The organism is Sphingomonas sp. OV641, from assembly GCF_900109205.1.
GTDB lineage: Bacteria > Pseudomonadota > Alphaproteobacteria > Sphingomonadales > Sphingomonadaceae > Sphingomonas.
In genome coordinates this window covers 1,365,740-1,382,632 of sequence record NZ_FNZB01000001.1, presented here as the reverse complement: position 1 = coordinate 1,382,632, position 16,893 = coordinate 1,365,740, and the positions used below count along the sequence as shown (strand labels likewise).

20 protein-coding genes are annotated in these 16,893 nt (G+C 64.6%); 4 read left to right on the top strand and 16 right to left on the bottom strand.

The window, feature by feature from the left end:
- Positions 1-16: 16 nt before the first annotated feature.
- The 13 genes from BMX36_RS06505 to BMX36_RS06455 all read right to left on the bottom strand — a co-directional run bounded on the left by BMX36_RS06505 (position 17) and on the right by BMX36_RS06455 (position 7,110).
- Positions 17-1,123, bottom strand: a complete 1,107-nt coding sequence (locus BMX36_RS06505) for a tyrosine-type recombinase/integrase (RefSeq protein WP_093064056.1) — start codon at positions 1,121-1,123, stop codon at positions 17-19.
- On the bottom strand, positions 1,120-1,308 hold the full coding sequence (locus tag BMX36_RS06500; protein WP_093064055.1) for a hypothetical protein: 189 nt from the start codon (positions 1,306-1,308) through the stop codon (positions 1,120-1,122). Before BMX36_RS06500 ends, BMX36_RS06505 begins: the two co-directional genes overlap by 4 nt.
- A complete protein-coding gene (locus BMX36_RS21650) occupies positions 1,305-1,460 on the bottom strand; it encodes a hypothetical protein (RefSeq protein WP_177179039.1) in 156 nt (51 codons plus the stop codon). The genes BMX36_RS06500 and BMX36_RS21650 overlap by 4 nt, the downstream gene beginning before the upstream one ends.
- Complete coding sequence (locus BMX36_RS06495) at positions 1,457-1,909, bottom strand: hypothetical protein (protein ID WP_093064054.1); 453 nt, start codon at positions 1,907-1,909, stop codon at positions 1,457-1,459. The genes BMX36_RS21650 and BMX36_RS06495 overlap by 4 nt, the downstream gene beginning before the upstream one ends.
- Positions 1,906-2,145, bottom strand: coding sequence for a hypothetical protein (locus tag BMX36_RS06490; RefSeq protein ID WP_093064053.1), 240 nt, complete (start codon positions 2,143-2,145; stop codon positions 1,906-1,908). The genes BMX36_RS06495 and BMX36_RS06490 overlap by 4 nt, the downstream gene beginning before the upstream one ends.
- Positions 2,142-2,564 carry a Lar family restriction alleviation protein gene (locus BMX36_RS21645; RefSeq protein WP_093064052.1) on the bottom strand — a complete coding sequence of 141 codons (423 nt, stop codon included), beginning with the start codon at positions 2,562-2,564 and terminating at the stop codon, positions 2,142-2,144. The genes BMX36_RS06490 and BMX36_RS21645 overlap by 4 nt, the downstream gene beginning before the upstream one ends.
- Entirely contained in the window at positions 2,557-3,201 is a 645-nt protein-coding gene (locus BMX36_RS06480; RefSeq protein ID WP_143058521.1) for a Lar family restriction alleviation protein, read from the bottom strand. The genes BMX36_RS21645 and BMX36_RS06480 overlap by 8 nt, the downstream gene beginning before the upstream one ends.
- 23 nt (positions 3,202-3,224) lie before the next feature.
- Entirely contained in the window at positions 3,225-3,503 is a 279-nt protein-coding gene (locus tag BMX36_RS06475; RefSeq protein ID WP_093064050.1) for a hypothetical protein, read from the bottom strand.
- An 83-nt stretch (positions 3,504-3,586) separates the two neighbouring features.
- Entirely contained in the window at positions 3,587-3,751 is a 165-nt protein-coding gene (locus BMX36_RS21640) for a hypothetical protein (RefSeq protein WP_177179038.1), read from the bottom strand.
- Positions 3,748-5,136, bottom strand: coding sequence for a PD-(D/E)XK nuclease-like domain-containing protein (locus tag BMX36_RS06470; RefSeq protein WP_093064049.1), 1,389 nt, complete (start codon positions 5,134-5,136; stop codon positions 3,748-3,750). Before BMX36_RS06470 ends, BMX36_RS21640 begins: the two co-directional genes overlap by 4 nt.
- A 2-nt stretch (positions 5,137-5,138) precedes the next feature.
- Complete coding sequence (locus tag BMX36_RS06465; protein ID WP_256210682.1) at positions 5,139-6,467, bottom strand: coiled-coil domain-containing protein; 1,329 nt, start codon at positions 6,465-6,467, stop codon at positions 5,139-5,141.
- Positions 6,371-6,655, bottom strand: a complete 285-nt coding sequence (locus tag BMX36_RS06460) for a hypothetical protein (protein WP_093064047.1) — start codon at positions 6,653-6,655, stop codon at positions 6,371-6,373. Before BMX36_RS06460 ends, BMX36_RS06465 begins: the two co-directional genes overlap by 97 nt.
- The gene (locus BMX36_RS06455) at positions 6,652-7,110 is read right to left on the bottom strand and encodes a hypothetical protein (RefSeq protein ID WP_143058520.1); all 459 of its coding nucleotides are present in this window, start codon (positions 7,108-7,110) and stop codon (positions 6,652-6,654) included. The genes BMX36_RS06460 and BMX36_RS06455 overlap by 4 nt, the downstream gene beginning before the upstream one ends.
- A gap of 41 nt (positions 7,111-7,151) precedes the next feature.
- Between BMX36_RS06455 and BMX36_RS22060 the strand changes: the two genes are divergently transcribed.
- From BMX36_RS22060 to BMX36_RS06440, 4 genes are all read left to right on the top strand, one after another.
- Positions 7,152-9,179 (top strand): hypothetical protein, encoded by a 2,028-nt coding sequence (locus BMX36_RS22060; protein WP_256210681.1) that lies wholly within the window; start codon positions 7,152-7,154, stop codon positions 9,177-9,179.
- A 124-nt stretch (positions 9,180-9,303) separates the two neighbouring features.
- Positions 9,304-10,230, top strand: coding sequence for a TonB-dependent receptor domain-containing protein (locus BMX36_RS06450; RefSeq protein WP_256210680.1), 927 nt, complete (start codon positions 9,304-9,306; stop codon positions 10,228-10,230).
- Positions 10,230-11,624: a purple acid phosphatase family protein gene (locus tag BMX36_RS06445; protein WP_093064044.1), complete on the top strand. Its 1,395-nt coding sequence runs from the start codon at positions 10,230-10,232 to the stop codon at positions 11,622-11,624. The genes BMX36_RS06450 and BMX36_RS06445 overlap by 1 nt, the downstream gene beginning before the upstream one ends.
- A gap of 135 nt (positions 11,625-11,759) precedes the next feature.
- Positions 11,760-12,497 carry an HAD family hydrolase gene (locus BMX36_RS06440; RefSeq protein WP_093064043.1) on the top strand — a complete coding sequence of 246 codons (738 nt, stop codon included), beginning with the start codon at positions 11,760-11,762 and terminating at the stop codon, positions 12,495-12,497.
- A 109-nt stretch (positions 12,498-12,606) separates the two neighbouring features.
- Here BMX36_RS06440 and BMX36_RS06435 read toward each other — a convergent pair whose 3' ends face one another.
- The 3 genes from BMX36_RS06435 to odhB form a co-directional block, all read right to left on the bottom strand.
- Positions 12,607-14,427: a DUF885 domain-containing protein gene (locus tag BMX36_RS06435; protein WP_093064042.1), complete on the bottom strand. Its 1,821-nt coding sequence runs from the start codon at positions 14,425-14,427 to the stop codon at positions 12,607-12,609.
- A 117-nt stretch (positions 14,428-14,544) separates the two neighbouring features.
- Positions 14,545-15,507, bottom strand: a complete 963-nt coding sequence (locus BMX36_RS06430; protein ID WP_093065320.1) for a L,D-transpeptidase — start codon at positions 15,505-15,507, stop codon at positions 14,545-14,547.
- A gap of 82 nt (positions 15,508-15,589) precedes the next feature.
- Complete coding sequence (gene odhB / locus BMX36_RS06425; RefSeq protein ID WP_093064041.1) at positions 15,590-16,843, bottom strand: 2-oxoglutarate dehydrogenase complex dihydrolipoyllysine-residue succinyltransferase; 1,254 nt, start codon at positions 16,841-16,843, stop codon at positions 15,590-15,592.
- Positions 16,844-16,893 lie beyond the last annotated feature (50 nt).

The window sequence follows — 16,893 nt, the reverse complement described above, 5'->3', positions numbered from 1 at the left end:
ATTTCGGTCAAGCTGGTCATCGCTGTTTTGCCTCCCGTTTTGCTCGGGCGCGCCCTGCGATGCGCTCGCCGATTGCCACGACCACCCGACTGTCGTCAACATAAGTCTTGCGGATATGCGCCACGCGGTCGGGCGACCACGCCATGATGTCTGCGGCTTCCTTGTCGGTGAGCTGGCACTCGCTCAGCAGCATGGTGCAGAACGTGCCGCGCAGATCGTGGAGATGCTTGAGCCGGCGCGCGCCGTCCTCATCCTCATGTTCGATGCGCGCGGCATCGCGGATCCGATTGAACGATCCGCCGAAACCGTCGCCGCTCCACGGTCGGCCGAAGCTGTTGACCAGCACGGTGTCCACGCCGTCCTCACGATCGCGGGTGCGCAACTCGGCAAGCAATGCCTCTAAATCGGGCGTCATCGGGATCGTTGCTTTCCGGCGCCGGCCGCGGCTTTTCTTGAGCGCCGTCTTGGTAACTGCGAACTCGCCGACATGCTGGAAGGTGAGCGTGACCAGATCGGCGCGGCGCAGGCCGGTCAAAGCCGCGAGCCATAGCCCATCGATCACATGCTCGCGCTCGAGCTCGATCGCCTTCTCTGCGAAGCGCTGCATGTCCTCTGGCGTCCAGACGATCTCTTCCCGCTGGGCCCCGCTGTAGAGCTGGGGGATATTCGCCGCGACATTGATCGTGATGCCCTGCCCGTTGAGCATCGCCCATTTCAGGAGGGCCACCAGCACTGTGACGCCGATGTCAGCAGTGCGCGGCTTGTCCTGAAACGTGTTGCGCCATTCGACCACCTTCGCCTTCATGCGAGGATCGTTCCATACGGCGAGCGGCTTATCGCCCCACTTGGCTTCAATGCGATCCAGGTGCCGGCCCCACGTCTTACGCGTGCCGTCGCTCAGCTTCTTCCATTCCGGTGAATTGCGCCACGCACGGATAACGGCATTGAGCGTCTCTGGGTTGATGGCTCCCCGACTGGCAAGGGCTTCCGCGATCGCTTCATGCTCTTTGCGCCCAAGCGTGGGGCGGCGCGGGCCTTCGTGCAGCATGATGCGGGGCCCGCCCTTGTAGGCATAGACATACCATCGCTTCTTCTTGCGATCGCGGATGTATTGGACGGTCAAAGCTGATCCTGCCACCTGTCGAAGTCGTTGCTCGCCGGCTTGGATGCCCGCGCTTCCATGATGCGGATCACACCGCCGGGCCCGATCTCATAGCCGGCCACATCCAACCCACACGCCCGGCCAGCATCAATCGCGCGCTGGATCTCCGACTTGCGCGGATAGCGCTGCTTGGGTTGCGCACTCATCCTCTCACCTCTCGTTCGCGCGCCTCGATCAGCGCGGCCTCGACCTCTGGCCCGATTCCGGGCAGTGTCTTGTCCTGATGCTCGTTGATCCGCAGCCATGTGCGGGGCGGGTTCTCGATGCGGCGGAAGCCGTTCACGTATTCGCGCTTCATGGCTGGCTCTCCAACTTATGACGCAGCGCCATCGCGTCCCACCATGCATTGTGCTGAACGGCGCCAGGCAGGTCGGTCGGGTAGCAGTCCACATCATGGACTCTGAAAACCCAGCGGTCCCAAGTGTTGGGCGCATATTGTCCGCGCTCATCAGTCATCAGCGCTTGGCAAAAGCGTCCGATATCCACCGGACTGTCAGCAATGACCGTTGGCGTAGGATCGCTGCCCACGAAGGCTCGAATGTGCGCTCCAACCTGATACGGCTCCACCAGAGGATGGGTGGTCGCATCGTTCTCGCTCATCAGCGGCACGACATTCGCGACAACCCAAGGGTCTTTGGCTCTGGCGGTGGTTTCGATGTGGATGCTCGATCCATCGTCGCAAACAAGCGCCAAGCTGAGCAACGGCCCGTTATGGCCGTCAAACTCGCAATCGACGTAGTATTTCATGCGCTCTCCCCCTCCACCAATTCAGCAGTGATCCTGATCTCCACGCCGTCGCTCATGCGAAAGCCAGAGACGAGCTTGTCCTGTCCCTCGATCGCGGTGAGCTCGGCACCGAAGGCGAAGATCACGTCATCGGTTATGTCCTTCACGCGGCGGATGGGCTGGCGATACCGTTCCTCGGTCAGCCATAGTCGGCCGGTGTCGCGGTCGATACGAACGCGGGCGGTGTTGGGCTTCATGGCTGCTTGCCTTGGAGGAGGGCGGCGAGAACCGGGCTGTTGTCCATCACCTCATCCGCGCGCTTACCGCCATCTGCATCAAGGGCTTTCCGTGCGGGTTCGCCAATGCTGCCGATCTTGCGGCACATGGCGGCGTTGTCGCGATACCACAGCAAGGCGTCACGAAGAGCGCGAACCTCTGCCGCCACCTCCTCCCTCGGAAACGCGGGTGCGGGCTGCGTGGAGGCGCGGGTGTTCCATGCGGTGATGGCGCCTGCTTCAGTGTCGGCATCAGGACCAGCCATGCCGCATTGGCATTGCACTCGCAGCGGTCGCTTCGCACGCCACACATCGCGACGCTCACCGACGACCGGGTCGCTCTGCTCGCACCACGGATTCGGGCACGGCTTTAGCTGCGTCACGCTCACGGTGTCAGCCACGGCGGTTCTCCTTGAGGGCGGCGCGGGCAATAGCGAACGCTTCGTCTGCCGAAATGAAATCGGCGTAGACGTAATTCCCGCCGCCACTACCATGGTCATATCCGACGTGAACGTCGCGCGTTTCCAGCTTAAGGATCGCCTCCAGCGCCGCCCGCAGGTCGTCGTTCGGGGCTGGTGGGGTGGCGGCATCACGAATGCGCTGCGCCTCCGATCCGGCTTCAGGCTCCCAGGTCGCCTCATCAACAAGCGAATGCCCTCGGCACGTACCCGCGCACAGGAAGCACGGCCCCACCTCTCCCGCATCAGGGGCCTTGGGGGTGGCGGCGAGCATCGCGGACGCTTCCGCACACTCAGGAATATGCCGGTCGGGCTGGCACCAATCCCCGCATATGACGCGCTGAAACACGGCCAATCTCTCACGCGGCACCATCACCCAGCCATCCCCTTCTGCTGGCTGTGATGCTTGGGAGGCGAACGTGCGAGCATTCCACTTCGCGATCACCTTGTTCCGGCTGTCGGGGTTGCTCGCCGTCATGCTGGCTCCGCACTTGCACCACGCTTCGTAGCCGTCACGGATCGATGTAAGCTGGACCGATGCGTTGCCGCAAAACGGGCATGGCGCTCTATCCTCGGTCATGCTGCTTGCTCCTGTGGGAGAAGTCACTCGGGCACCACGCGGGCCGCGCTGGCGATGGCAAACGCCGCCCGGTCCATCCACGACAGCTTTCCGGTGCAGTCAGCGTCTGCAAACACCTCCTGCAACGCCGCCAACAGGAGCGGCGCAGCGGCATAAAGCGCGGCAGTCTCAAGCGCCTGATCGCGCGTCTGGTTGACCGTGTGGCGGTCGCAGTGAAACACCTCAGCGATATCGTCGCCGGTGGCCCGATCCACGATGACGATGCTGTCAGAGCCTTCGCTGTGCAGAATGTCGTGCATCATTTCATTTCCTCCATCCGCCCGAAGCGCTCCGGGCTCGCCTGGTTGAGCCAGGCTCTCACGCTGCGCCGGGGTGGCGCGGGTCTTCATGCGGGCAGCCGGCAGCGCAGGCGGCGAGCGGTGCGCGTCGGGATGCCGGCAATGCGCGCAGCGTCCTTCTTCGACCGTGCGATCCGCATCGCATCAGCTAGCTTCGCGGCCTTGGCTTCGGCGCGCTCCTGCCTCGCACGTGTGGCGGCGGCCCACGTCACGACGCGCGCTCCATGTCGGGCATCTCGTCAGCGAACCCGTCACCCCGCTGCTCATCCGCCGGCCCTTCCGGCACGAATGGCACGTCATCCGGCATCGCCGCCAGTTCATCGGCCACCCGGCAGAGCGCCTGGATCTCGTCCATGATCGGGCGTACGGTCGGGCGGGCTTCCTTGCCCTCGCCGCTCTGCCACCACGCGGTGAACACCTCCGTTCCGCCGCGCGCCTTCTCGCGGGCGAGGTCCATCACTTCCTTCTGCTTCTGCGCACCACCCTGCCCCTTGGCCCATTCGGCCATGGCGTGGCCGGTCGCCTCGCTCATCGGGCGCTGCGGGTTGAGCAGCCCCTTGAACTGATCGGCCACCTTGATCTGGTGGACCGGGCAACCGGGCGCGATCGGGTCGAGAATGATCATCGCCGTCATTTCGAACATCAGGTCGCCGTCGCTCGCCGGATCCCACGGCACATCCTTGCGGCGCGTCTTGGTCGCGCGGGCGTTCTCCGACTTGTTGCCGTATCCGGGCCAGTTGTTGGTGGTGACGCACTCGCGCCACAGCTTGCGGGCGCGGGCTGCGCGGTTCTCGCCCAGATCGCGGAACGAGCCGGACAAGCGGATCAGCGTCACCTCATGCGGTGCCGGCTTCTCCTGGAAGATGAAGGTGAAGGCGCGATCCTCTCCGGTGATCGCCTTCCATACGGCGAGGTAGTGGGCCGCCTGCACGTCATAGCCGTAGTTGATGATCGACTTGAGGCACGCCTCCGGGCTCGCGTCCTCGCACGTCTTGTAGTCGTAGAGCGGTTCGTAGGTCGCCTCAGGCGCGTTATCGAACAGGGCGCGGCACCAGATGCCATCGATCTCGGCGAATGCGGCCATTTCCGACCGCGCCGGGTCAAGGTGGATGCCGTAGCTGTTCAACTTGGCGACGGCAGCCGCGCGCATCGCCTCGACCTGATCCACCTCGTCAGCCTTGAGCGGGGTGCGGCCAGACGCGCGGGCGTCCGCAATGAACGCCTTCGCCTCCTTCGTGCTGGCCGCGCCGTTGGTTGCCAGCAGTTCGCCGGGGATGGCGACGTAATCTTCGCCGACACCCAGCAGCGCGCGATGCGCAGCCGTGCCGATGTCGAATGCCTTGCGCTCGACCGAGACGCAATCCGGGTTCAGGCGGCGACAGGCGTGCCATGCGTGCAGCGGCGACTTGCTGGTGATAACCTTGGCCAGCGTGGACGACAGGCTTGGCGTCGGGGCGGGATCCGCGTGATAGGTCGCGGCGTCCATCTGGTGAAAACCGGGGGTGATTGTGGCTGGCGCACTGGCCTCGCCAACGCCTCCAACCGACGTCGATGGCTCAGGCTCGCGATAATCAAAGGCAAAAGGATTGTCCGTCATGGTCAGAACCTCAGCGAAACGTTGGGGATTTCACCGGCGATGATCGCAATTACGATCTTGCGCGCGGTTTCGTCGTCGGCGCCGCACGTGATCAACGCCTCCTTGGCGGCAGTCTTGACCTTCGTGCGGTGCTTCTGGTCGGCGTCGCGCTTGGCCTGCTCGGCGGCAAGACGATCCGCTTCCTTCTGGCGGGCGGCTTCGGCGGCGGCGATCCGGTCGCGCTCAGCCTGCGCATCTCGCTCTGCCTGCTCGGCCCGGCGGCGCTCAGCAGCAAGGGCTTCGGCGTGCTCCCGGTCGCGACGCTCTTGCTCGGCACGCGCAGCGGCTTCAGCTTCCCGCTGCGCGCGCTCCGCAGCCTCGCGTTCCACACGCTGGATGCGCTCGGCTTCTGCCTTCTCGGCGGCAACCCGGCGTTCTTCCTGGGCCTTAGCCTCAGCGGCGGCGATCTCTTCAGCTTCGCGGGCTTCGCGCTCGGCCTGTTCGCGCGCCTCACGCTCCGCAGCGGCGGCGCGCAACTTCTCCAACTCGGCGCGGTCGGCTTCTTCCTGCGTCAAACGGGCCAGCGCCGTCTTGAGCAAACTGACGGTGTGATCCTTGGCGGTGGTGGCGCGATCGAACAGCGCGCCGAAGCGCTCAGCGTCGATCTCGGCCTGCCAGATCGCAGCGCCACGCTCACGAACGCTGGCGGCGGTGTCGTCCAGCGTGACAGTGCCAGCGGTGATGATGCGCTCAATCGTCGCTTCGCACTCGGCAATCCGCGCCTTCTCCGCTTCCTCCCAATCGGTCAGCGGCTTGCGCACCTCGACTGCCAAGCGTTCCAGCCGCTCGCCGATCGTCTTACCAGCCTCATTGGCCTGCGCGGTCATGTCGCGCCATTCTTTGGTCAGCCGCAGCCGCGCCTTGTCGATCGCGGCCTTTTCGCTGCGCACCTTGGCGGCGAATGAACGCAACGCTTCCTGCCCCTTGCGGGTAGTCACGTCAGCATCGGTCGGCGCGCTGGCCTTCAGGTTTTCATACCAAACGTCGAACTTCTCGGTGTCGAGCAGCACGATGCCAGGGTTAGCCTGAACGGCGACGGTAAGTTCGGTGCCGGTCTGTTCTGCCGGCATATCAAGGGCGAGTGTCGCCATGTCAGAAAGCTCCCAGAAAATAGAGGATCGGCGCGCAGACCAGCACGCCAAGCAGGATGCCCGCGCACCGAGCTGGCATCGGAGCGCCGAGGATGATGGGGTCGTCACCCATGGCGCGCCTCCCGTTCCCAACGCGCAGCCTGAGCCGCGTTCATTGAGGACATGCCCCGGTCGATCGTGGCGTTGGCGGTCGCGCGCCACTCGGCGTTCTGCCCGGCAAGCTCAGCGCGATAAGCCTCACTGGTCGGGAAGCGCGACACGGCACGGATCGCTTGCGCCACCCGCTGGTTCTCCCGCCGGATGCGCTCCAGGCGAAGCTGTTCCTCGTATGCTGCGACATGCGCGAGGTGGGCGCCGTCGAAATACGTGGCCTCGGAGGCGGCGGTCATGCCACTGCCCCGGTAAGTTTGCGCCGGAGCGCCATGGCATCCCACCATGCGTTATGCTGGACCGCACCCGGCAGGTCCGTCGGGTAGCAGTCCACATCGTGGACTTCGAAGGACAAGCACGACCACTGGTTGGGCTCATACCCGCCGGTATCGCTGGTCATCACCGCCGCGCAGAACCGACCGATATCGACAGGGCTGTCGGCGACAATAATAGGCGCCGCATCAGGCCCGATAAAGAAACGGATGTGGCGGCCAACTAGCTCGGACGACACGAGCGGATGGGTAGTCGCATCGTTGAGATCCATGAGCGGAACGACATTCTCGATCACCCATGGATCACTGGCGCGCTCGGTGGTTTCGATGTGGACGCTCAATCCATCCTCACGAACAATCGCGAGGCTAAGCAGCGGACCATTGTGACCATCAAACTCGCAGTCGATGTAGTAGCGAGCCATCACTTCCTCCTGCATGTTGTCGGCAGCGCGGGGGTCTTGCCGTGGTGGTCGATCCGCTGGTGCAGGATGCCAAGGACGCGGCGGGCAACACGGAGCTTATCTCCGACGCCATCACCGGCGCCCCCGCAGCCCTCCCGATCGGCAACAACCCCAACGACCTGATCGCGAAGGTGGCGAACGCCGACAACGAGCAGCCGTTCGAAGTCCTGATCGTGGACACGAACACGGGGCCGGCGTGGCTGGAGGCGGGCGGGTTCCGGCGCGCGATCGGCCGTGACGGCGCCGGCAACGACACGGTGGCTGGCGATCTCACCAAGGGCAAGATTGCGACGTTCCAGTATTCGGCCGGCGGCGGACGCTTCATCCTGACCGGCACGCGGGACATTGACGATGACGCGAGCGGCCAGGTGGTCGATCCCGACCTCGCGAACAAGCCATGGGGCAATGTCACCTATGCCAGCGGCGGCACCGGCGCCCGCACGGTCACGGCGATCACCAAATATGTGACGGTGGTTGGCAGTTCCAACGCGCACCCGGATTACGTCGATGCCGCGCATCTTCCGGCGAATGTGGCTGCGGCGGCGCTCAATGAGTTCGTGCCGGGTACGGGCATCACCTACGCGGCTGACACGCGCGCACAACCTGGTGCGCCGATGGTCACGATCGCCAGCCAGCTCGACGCCTCCACCGCGTTCCAGGCGGGCAACACCCCCTACGTGCTGACCATGTACGGCATGAACGATGCGCGCACGCTGTTCTATCACGACAACGGCGGCATCATGGCGCAGCTCGGTGCGCTAGAAGCGGTGATCGAGACAATCCGTAAGGGCGGTGCGGAGCCGGTCCTCAACACGATCTTCCCGCCCGATCCGCGGTCTTCCACGGTTGCGCTCGATCCTAACTATTACGCGGACACGTCGGCTTATCCCGCCGGCGGCTCGACCAGGGCCATGGACTTCCCGGCCTACCACGCTGCCCCGGTAAGCCCTGAAAACCACATGGAGCCGCGCCTGAGCCAATTGACGGTGGTGCTCGCGGGCAATGTATTACTTCCTTCGCCGCTAGTTAGGATAGTTCACAGCCGAGTTTTGAACAACACCGTGACGGGAGGGACAACCACGTATGAAGCATTGCTGGAACTGGCAGGTGCTTTCACACATGTTAACCCGCTGCTTGCGGTCGGGCAGAACGTATCGGCCAATGCGACAAGCCCGGCGTACTTCGTATTTGCGGCTGCGGTTCCCGACACTACCAAGGCGTCTGCCGATGCAGCCACTTGGACATCGTGCAGCATGGCGACTGCAAATCTTTCGCCGGCGAGCGCGGTAAACAAGCGCGCATGGCATTACGGAAACAGATATACCCGGTTGCAATCAGTACCCCGCACCGATGGCGGTACCGGGTATCTCGCTCTCATTCGCGCTCAGGTTTCAGCTGGCACAGTTGTTCTACTCGGCAACGGCACCGATGTTTTCTCTAATTGGGAGAATGAGCCGAACGGGTTTCGGTGGCGTGATAAGCCGGGCAGCTTTGCGACCTCGAATCAGGCGGGCTTTGACGCGACCGCCTTCTCGAACCGCTCACCGATTGCGGGTGTGGCTTATCTCACGGCTGATGGTGTCGGGAAAACGCTATGCAGCGTTGGGGATAGCAACGGCGTTGGATACGGGGCGCACATTGGCGCTAACCATGTGTTTCGTGCTGCGCAGGCCCTCACGGCCAAGTACGGCCTCCCTGTGGAATATTGCGACCTTGCATGGGGCGGGTTTGCGTCCACGGCCATTCGCGACAGCGTTATCGATTTGTTCAATCCAACTACGGGGCTGTTCAACGCCACGACCGGTCTAATGCCTTCTTGCATTTATCTAAACGACGCGACGCAGAACGATTGGGCGGTAGGTCCGACGGCCAGCGCGATTACAGATGCGACGATCAGGACGATGGAGGCTAATCTCGCTCACAGGTCGCAGCCTTCGTCAGGGTACATGCAGGCCCACTCCTCAAAGCATGAGGACACGAAGCCCTCGCCTCCACAATTCCAGCAATCGTTTTCCTCATACTCCCAGTAGGAGGGGTCGTCGGCTTCGGTCATGCTGCGTCCGCCTCTTCCAGAATGAGCGCAATGCGGTAGGCACTGTCGAGCGGGAGTGGTCGCATCGTGGAGGATGGCAGAAGCCACATGTCGTAGTGATCATGGCGCCAGCCCCGATCCATGAGCCAATCGGCTTTCTGTTGCTCGGTCATGCCGCGATCCTCTTCGTTGCATATACCGACTGGCTGCCCAGCGCCGTGCTTCGCTACGAAGCGACGAATGACCTGGTCCTGCGTCTTGGCGGGTTCAAGAGCCTGGTGCGACCGAGCATCGGCCAGCTTGCGCCCCGCTTCGCGATCGAGCGCGACGGCGACGATCTGGAAGGGGCGTTCGGCAATCCGGACCTGAAGCCGTATCGCGCCTGGAACCTCGACGTCGGCGCGGAATGGTATTTTGCGAAGTCGAGCGTGCTTCAGGCCGGTTTCTTCTACAAGGACATCGACGATTACATCACCACGGTGACGTTCGAGGAAGACGACGCACCGTACAATGGCGTCTATCGCGGCATCGCCTTTACCGAAGCGGACATCCCGCTGAACATGGGCAAGGCGAAGATCCGCGGTTTCGAGGTCGGCTATTCGCAGGCCTATTCGATGCTGCCCGCGCCGTGGGACGGCCTGCTGACCAATTTCAACTATACCTTCACCGATGCGGACGGGCAGACGTTCGACGGTGACACCGGTGATCTCCGCGACATTCCGCTGCCGGCGTCATCGCGTCATACGTTCAATGCGGTGCTCGGCTATGAAAAGGGCCCGGTCAGCGTCCGTCTGGCCGGCACCTTCCGAGACAAATACCTCGATGAAGTGCAGGCCGTGGCGCTGGAGGACCGATATGTGCGCGAGCATTTCCAGCTGGACGCCAGCGCCCGCTATCGCATCACGCCGAATTTCCAGATCTTCGGTGAGTGGGTGAACATCAACAACGCGAAATATGTCGCTTATCAGAATGGGCCGGTGTCGCGCCGCCTGCTGCAGTATGAGGAATATTCCTACACGCTGAAATTCGGCATTCGGGGGAATTTCTGATGCGCGCACTGCTGCTCGCCGCCGCTGCCCTTCTCGCCGTGCCCGCGGGCGCGCAGGAGGGCACGGCACCGATCCCGCGCACGCCGGGCACGCCTTATGCGCCGCGTTCTATCCCGGACCGGATCGTGTTGACGGCCGGGGCCGATCCTGCGCGCGAGATGGCGGTGGCGTTCCGCACCGATCGCGCACAGTCCAGCGCGGAGGCGCAGATCGTGCTGGCCGTGGACGGGCCGACACTGGAGCGCGACGCAAGAACCGTCAGCGGCACCACCCGGCCGATCGACAGCGCCAATGGCGCTGCCAACTATCATCAGGTGCGCTTCGCCGGGCTGGAGCCGGATCGGGTCTATGCCTATCGGGTGAAGGGCGCAGCCGGCTGGACCGAATGGTTCCAGTTCCGCACCGCGGCGGCGACGTTCAAGCCGTTCCGCTTCCTCTATCTGGGCGACACGCAGAACGGCATCCTCACTTATGCCTCGCGGGTCATTCGGGAGGGCTTCTCCCAAGGAAAGATCGCGCTGACCGTTCATGCCGGCGATCTCGCCGCGCAGCGCGACGATCTCGACCACGACGACGAATGGGGTGAGTGGAACCAGGCGGGCGGCTATAACTACAGCCAGGTTCCGCAACTGCCCGCGACCGGCAATCACGAATATGTCGATGTGCTGCTGCCGGGCGGCAAGGAAAGTCGCAAGCTGGGGCCTTACTGGCCGCTGCAATTCGCACTGCCGGCGAACGGCGTCGATCCGGTGAAGGCGACGACCTATTTCGTGGACTATCAGGGCGTCCGCTTCATCATCCTGGACGGCACGGCGGCGCTCGACCTCGGCGCGCTCGACGCACAGACCAAGTGGCTTGATGCGACGCTGGCGGCGAGCCGGGCGACGTGGAACGTGGTGTTGTTTCACCAGCCGATCTTCACCTGCGCCCGGCCAAAGGACACCGCGGTGCTGAAGGCGGCGTGGAAGCCCGTATTCGAGCGGCGCAAAGTGGATCTGGTGCTGCAGGGCCACGACCATTGCTACAGCCGCCTGACCGCAGAGGCAGGTCGCGACGCCGCCAGCGCTGCCCGTGCCAAGGGCGCGCCGCAAGGGCCGGTGTACCTCGTTTCCGTCACGGGATCGAAGATGTACGGCCTGAACGATCGTGCGCTGAAGCAGCCCGACCGGGTGGCCGAAGCGACCGAGCTGTTCCAGATCGTGGACGTGGAGCAGGGCAGGCTGGTGTTCCGCACCTATACCGCCAGCGGCATGCTGTACGACGGGTTCGATCTGGTGCGCGGTGCCGATGGCGCCAACCGGCTGGTCGAGGTGAGCGACCGTCTTCCCACCATCCGCACGTGCAAGGGCGCCGTCGGGCCCGATGGCGGCGCGTGCGTGGCACGGAACAAGTAAGCTACTGGCAAGAACAGGGCGGGTCGGCAGCTTCTGCCTGATCCGCCCCGCTGGCGGTGCGCGTGGGCGAGATGTCCGCGGGCCACCCGCCAACTTAGCCGTGGCCCGTCCGCTTGGCGGCAATTACAGCAGGGCATGGCCATAAAGCTCATCCTGCTCGATGCCGACGACACGCTCTGGCACAATATGCGGCATTTCGAAGTTGCCGAGCGGGCGTTCGCCGAGATGATCGCGACGTTCGCCGATGCCGGCATCGCTCGCGCCACGCTGTCCGCCGTGGAGGAGCGCAATCTCAAGCACTACGGCTATGGCGCGAAGAGCTTCACGCTGTCGATGATCGAGGCAGCGGTGGAGCTGGGGGGCAATGCGCTGCCGGTGGAAAGTATCGCCAGGATCCTGGAAACCGGACGCGACCTGCTGCGCCACCCGGTCGACCTGCTCGACGGTGTAGGCGAGACGATCGAGAAGCTGGCGGAGATTGGTGAACTCGTCCTGCTGACGAAGGGCGATCTACTGCATCAGGAGACGAAGCTCGCCGCCTCCGGGCTCGGCAGCTATTTCCGCGCGGTGGAAATCGTCAGCGACAAGACGGTCGGCACCTTCCGCCGCCTGATCGAGCGGCACGGCGTCTCTCCGATGGAGGCGATCATGGCGGGAGATTCGCTGCGTTCGGATATCAACCCCGCGCTGGAGGCGGGCGCCTGGGCGGCGTTCGTGCCGCAGCCGAACGCGTGGAGCCACGAACATGCGCCAGAGCCCGTCAGCGAGCCGCGTTACAGCCGGCTGTCATCGCTGAGCGACCTGCCCCGCCTGATCGCCGCGATCAACGGCGTTGAGGATGGCGAGATCCAGGGCGGTTTTCACGCGGCATAAACACCGCCGCCGCTTCGCCCCAAGCTGTTGCGGCTTCGCCCGACCCAGGTAGCGCCCGTGAAGCGGCGATGGTCGAACAGCCGGCCGCACGCGCGGCCGGCTCTCCGGCTCAGCCGCGCTTGGCCGCGATGTAGCGCGTTACCTGCTCATTCAGCAGATCGAGCGGCAATGCGCCCTGGCTCAACACCGCCTCATGAAACTCGCGGATGTCGAAGCGGCCACCCAACTCGCGTTGCGCACGGTTGCGCAGCTCCACGATCTTCTGCTGTCCGACCATGTAGCTGGTCGCCTGACCCGGCCAGTTGAAATAACGGTCAACCTCGCGCGCGATGTCCGTGTCGGAAACCGAGCTGTTGTTCTTGAAATAGGCGATCGCCTGATCGCGGGTCCAGCGCTTGGAATGGATGCCGGTATCAAGCACCAGCCGGATCGCGCGCCACACCTGAAGCGAAAGCATCCCGAAGCGGGTGTAGGGATCCTTGTACACGCCCATCTCGTCGCCGAGCCGCTCGGTATAGAGGCCCCAGCCTTCCATATAGGCGCCATAGCCGCCGAACTTGCGGAACTTGGGAATGCCCGTCAGCTCCATCTGGCGGGCGATCTGGAAATGGTGCCCCGGCGCGCCTTCATGAACGGAGATGCCGGCGACCTGCACCTTCTGCGTCTGGTTCATGTCAACCAGATTGACGTAATAGATGCCTGGCCGCGTGCCATCGGCGGAAGGCGAATTGTAGAAGGCGGTGGACGCCGTACCCTCGCGCCACTTTTCCACGGCGCGAACCTCCAGCGGCGCCTTGGGAAGCACGCTGAAATAGCGCGGCGCCAGCTTCATGACCTCCGCGATCACAGCGCGCGCGTCGGCAAGATATTGTTCGCGGCCGGCTTCCGTGTTCGGGTACTTCAGCTTCGGATCGGTGCGGATATGGTCAAAGAACTGTTCCAGCGTTCCTGAAAAGCCGACCTGGCGCTTGATCGCCTCCATCTCCTGACGGATTGCCGCCACCTGCTGCAAACCGATCTGGTGGATCTGATCCGCCGTCAGGTTGGTGGTGGTCGAGCTCTTCAGGCGATCTTCGTAATAAGCGGCGCCATCCGGAAGGCTCCACACGCCGAAATTGCCCTTCGACTTGGGCTCGATCTCATCCAGCGCGACGAGCAGCACGTCATAGCCGCGCTTGAACGGCCCGGTGAGCGCCGCCTGCGCCTCCGCGAGAAGCTGCTGCTTGGTTGCGTCCGGCGCATCGAGCGCCGCCACCTTCTTGCGGAAATCCGCCATCACGGTCGAGTCCGGCCCGCCATCGAACGGCGCGCCGGTGATCACTTTGCGCGCATCGTTGCGGGCGGGCGCGAAGTTCACCTTGTTCGGGATGATGCCGGCGGTGGCCTGCTCGCGCATGGTGGCCGCCACTTCGCGCATCACGCGCTCCGTATCGCGCAGCCGGCCGACATAGGCCTTGGCATCCGCCACACTCTCAACCTTGTGGTTGTTGATCAACAGGACCGGAATGTCGCCGGCCGGGCTGCCGTTCGTCGACACGGGGAAGCGATGCTTGCGGAAGCGGAAGGACTCGCGACCGCGCTCCACCTCATATTCGAACAGGCGGTAGCTGACGCGCGCACTTTCACCGAGCTGCTCCGGCTTGAAGCGCGCCTTCATCTCCTTGAGCTGACGCTCGGAAAGATCGCGCGATCGCACGGCAGCGGCGTCGGTATAATCGTCAAGCCGATCGTAGTTCGTCTTGAAGCCAAGCTGGGTCTGCGATTCCGGGCTGAGGGCGAGCTGCGCATCATAGGCAGCGTCCAGGAATTGCAGCAGCGCCGCATCCTGCTGGCCGGCGGGCGCCGAGACGGGGGCCTGAGCGGGCGCAGCGCCCTGCACCAGCGGCAGCATCGGCAACAGCATCAGGGCAAGGGTACGGCGCATCGACATCTCCTAAAACTATCCGCCTGTTACGACATGAGCCGTGGCGCGCAATGCCGATGAGTGCGGCGGATGGCAGGAGGAGCGTGGCCGCCGGCGCGCGGGCGAAGCGCGCGACGGGAGCGTTTATTCCGGATCGGTGACCAGCACCGCCAGTTTGCTGCCAGTGCCGCTGGTCGCCAGCGTCTCACGCGTGACAAGCATCGTCGTGCCCGGCGTCAGAACCGTTTCCAGCTTGGCGCGGAAGGCATCGGGCACATGGCCCTTGCTGCGATCATCTGCCGTCAGCTCGCCCGTCGCCTGAGGTCCGCCGCCGGGCAGCGGCAAGCGCAGCCAGTGCGGACCGGCATCGTCGACCGCTCTCAGTGTAAAGGCCTGGGTCGTCGTGATCGGTTCGTGCAGCACAAGGTTGGCCGACCCGATCTGCTTGCCGTTGCGCAGCACCACCATGCGCCGATCGCGTCCGCTCACGATGATCGACACGGGCCCGGTGGGGGCACGTTCGGGATTCCAGCTGTAGTGCGTGGGGCTGGCGTGCTGGTCGGCCGCGGGCGCCTTCATCGGGTTCGCGGCGGGCGACACCTCCGGCACGAGTGCGTCGTCGGTGATCACCACCGTCAGCCCGAGCCTGGTCACGCCGTAGAGAAGCTTTGCGAACCCCATCGGCAGTCGAATGCAGCCGTGACTGGCCGGATAGCCGGGAAGCGAGCCGGCATGGAGGGCGATGCCGTCCCACGTGAGCCGCTGCATGTAGGGCATGGGGGCGTTGTTGTAGGTGCTGGAGTGGTGGTCGACATCCTTTTGCAGGATTGTGAAGACGCCGGTCGGCGTCTTGTGGCCCGGCTTGCCGGAGGAAACGGTGCTGACGCCAATCGGCACGCCGTTGCGATAGACGTAGGCGCGCTGCGTCTTCAGGCTGATGATCATCGTGACCGGCCCGGCCGGCGCGATTTGCGGCGCCCAGAGGAATTCGCCGGGCTTCAGTCGTTCGATCGCGCCCGGCTCCATGAGGGGGGCGGTCGATTGAGCGGCGGCGGGGGCGGCGAGTGCCAGAGCAGCGGAAGCGAGCAGCGGCGCAAGGAGACGCATCGACATGCGCCAGACATAAACTCCCGCCGGCGCAGGCGCCAGCGGGAGTAAAACCCTAGTCAGGCGGGCATAGCCGGCCGGATCAGAGGTCGATCAGGATGCGGGTCGGATCCTCGATTGCATTCTTCAGCGCCACGAGGAAGGTCACCGCCTCGCGGCCGTCGATCAGGCGGTGATCGTAGGACAGCGCGAGGTACATCATCGGGCGCACGACGACCTGGCCGTTGACCACCACCGGGCGGTCCTCGATGCGGTGCAGGCCGAGGACGGCGCTCTGCGGCGGGTTGATGATCGGGGTCGACATCAGCGAGCCGAACACGCCGCCGTTGGAGATGGTGAAGGTGCCGCCCTTCATCTCGTCCATCTTCAGCGTGCCTTCCTTGGCGCGCTTGCCGAAATCGCCAATCGTCTTCTCGATGCCGGCGACCGACAGGTCCTGAGCATCGCGGATCACCGGCACGACGAGGCCGCCGGGCGACGACACCGCGACCGAGATGTCGGCATAATCGTGATAGATGATCTCGTCGCCCTCGATCGAGGCGTTGACCGACGGGATGTCCTTCAGCGCCATGGTCGCGGCCTTCACGAAGAAGCCCATGAAGCCGAGGCGGACGCCGTGCTTCTTCTCGAACAGATCCTTGTACTTGGCGCGCGCCTCGATCACCGCAGTCATGTCGACGTCGTTGAACGTCGTCAGCATCGCGGCGGTGTTCTGCGCCTCCTTCAGGCGCTTGGCGATCGTCTGCCGCAGGCGCGTCATGCGCACGCGCTCTTCCTTGCGGCCGGTGGAGGCCGCAACCGACGGGGTCGGCGTGGCAGCGGGTGCGGCCGGCGCGGCAGCGGGGCGCGACGAGGCGGCGGCGGCGACATCATCCTTCGTGATGCGGCCGTCGCGTCCAGTGCCCTTGATGGTCGCCGGGTCGACGCCATGCTCCAGCACCGCGCGGCGAACCGACGGGCTGAGCGCGGCGGGTGCGTTGCTGTCGGTCGGCGTGGCGCCGTGGTTGCCGTAACCGCCAGCCGCGGGGGCAGGGGCCTCCGCCTTCGGGCTCTCGGTTGCAGCCGGCTGCGGCGCGGGCGTCGCGGCGGGGGCGCCGTCACCGGCCTCCACCGTCGCGATCATCGCGCCGACCTGGACCGTATCGCCCACGGCAACGGCGTGCTGGCCCATCACGCCAGCGACCGGGCTCGGCACCTCGACCGACACCTTGTCGGTCTCGAGGCTGGCGATCGGCTCATCGGCGGCGACCTTGTCGCCGGGCTGCTTCAGCCATTCGCCGAGCGTCGCTTCAGTGATCGATTCGCCCAGCGTGGGGACCAGAACTTCGGTTGCCATTCCCGTTTCCTTCTATCCCGGCGAAGGCCGGGGCCCAATTACGAAGCGTC

What these genes read in the sequence shown, in the direction of transcription:
- BMX36_RS06480 (WP_143058521.1), bottom strand. Translation starts at nt 3,201, where the DNA reads ATGACCGAGGATAGAGCGCCATGCCCGTTTTGCGGCAACGCATCGGTC.
- BMX36_RS06430 (WP_093065320.1), bottom strand. Translation starts at nt 15,507, where the DNA reads ATGCGTCTCCTTGCGCCGCTGCTCGCTTCCGCTGCTCTGGCACTCGCC.
- odhB (WP_093064041.1), bottom strand. Translation starts at nt 16,843, where the DNA reads ATGGCAACCGAAGTTCTGGTCCCCACGCTGGGCGAATCGATCACTGAA.
- BMX36_RS06440 (WP_093064043.1), top strand. Translation starts at nt 11,760, where the DNA reads ATGGCCATAAAGCTCATCCTGCTCGATGCCGACGACACGCTCTGGCAC.
- BMX36_RS06495 (WP_093064054.1), bottom strand. Translation starts at nt 1,909, where the DNA reads ATGAAATACTACGTCGATTGCGAGTTTGACGGCCATAACGGGCCGTTG.
- BMX36_RS06470 (WP_093064049.1), bottom strand. Translation starts at nt 5,136, where the DNA reads ATGACGGACAATCCTTTTGCCTTTGATTATCGCGAGCCTGAGCCATCG.
- BMX36_RS06450 (WP_256210680.1), top strand. Translation starts at nt 9,304, where the DNA reads ATGGCGCCAGCCCCGATCCATGAGCCAATCGGCTTTCTGTTGCTCGGT.
- BMX36_RS06490 (WP_093064053.1), bottom strand. Translation starts at nt 2,145, where the DNA reads ATGAAGCCCAACACCGCCCGCGTTCGTATCGACCGCGACACCGGCCGA.
- BMX36_RS06475 (WP_093064050.1), bottom strand. Translation starts at nt 3,503, where the DNA reads ATGATGCACGACATTCTGCACAGCGAAGGCTCTGACAGCATCGTCATC.
- BMX36_RS21650 (WP_177179039.1), bottom strand. Translation starts at nt 1,460, where the DNA reads ATGAAGCGCGAATACGTGAACGGCTTCCGCCGCATCGAGAACCCGCCC.
- BMX36_RS06455 (WP_143058520.1), bottom strand. Translation starts at nt 7,110, where the DNA reads ATGGCTCGCTACTACATCGACTGCGAGTTTGATGGTCACAATGGTCCG.
- BMX36_RS06435 (WP_093064042.1), bottom strand. Translation starts at nt 14,427, where the DNA reads ATGTCGATGCGCCGTACCCTTGCCCTGATGCTGTTGCCGATGCTGCCG.
- BMX36_RS06500 (WP_093064055.1), bottom strand. Translation starts at nt 1,308, where the DNA reads ATGAGTGCGCAACCCAAGCAGCGCTATCCGCGCAAGTCGGAGATCCAG.
- BMX36_RS06445 (WP_093064044.1), top strand. Translation starts at nt 10,230, where the DNA reads ATGCGCGCACTGCTGCTCGCCGCCGCTGCCCTTCTCGCCGTGCCCGCG.
- BMX36_RS06460 (WP_093064047.1), bottom strand. Translation starts at nt 6,655, where the DNA reads ATGACCGCCGCCTCCGAGGCCACGTATTTCGACGGCGCCCACCTCGCG.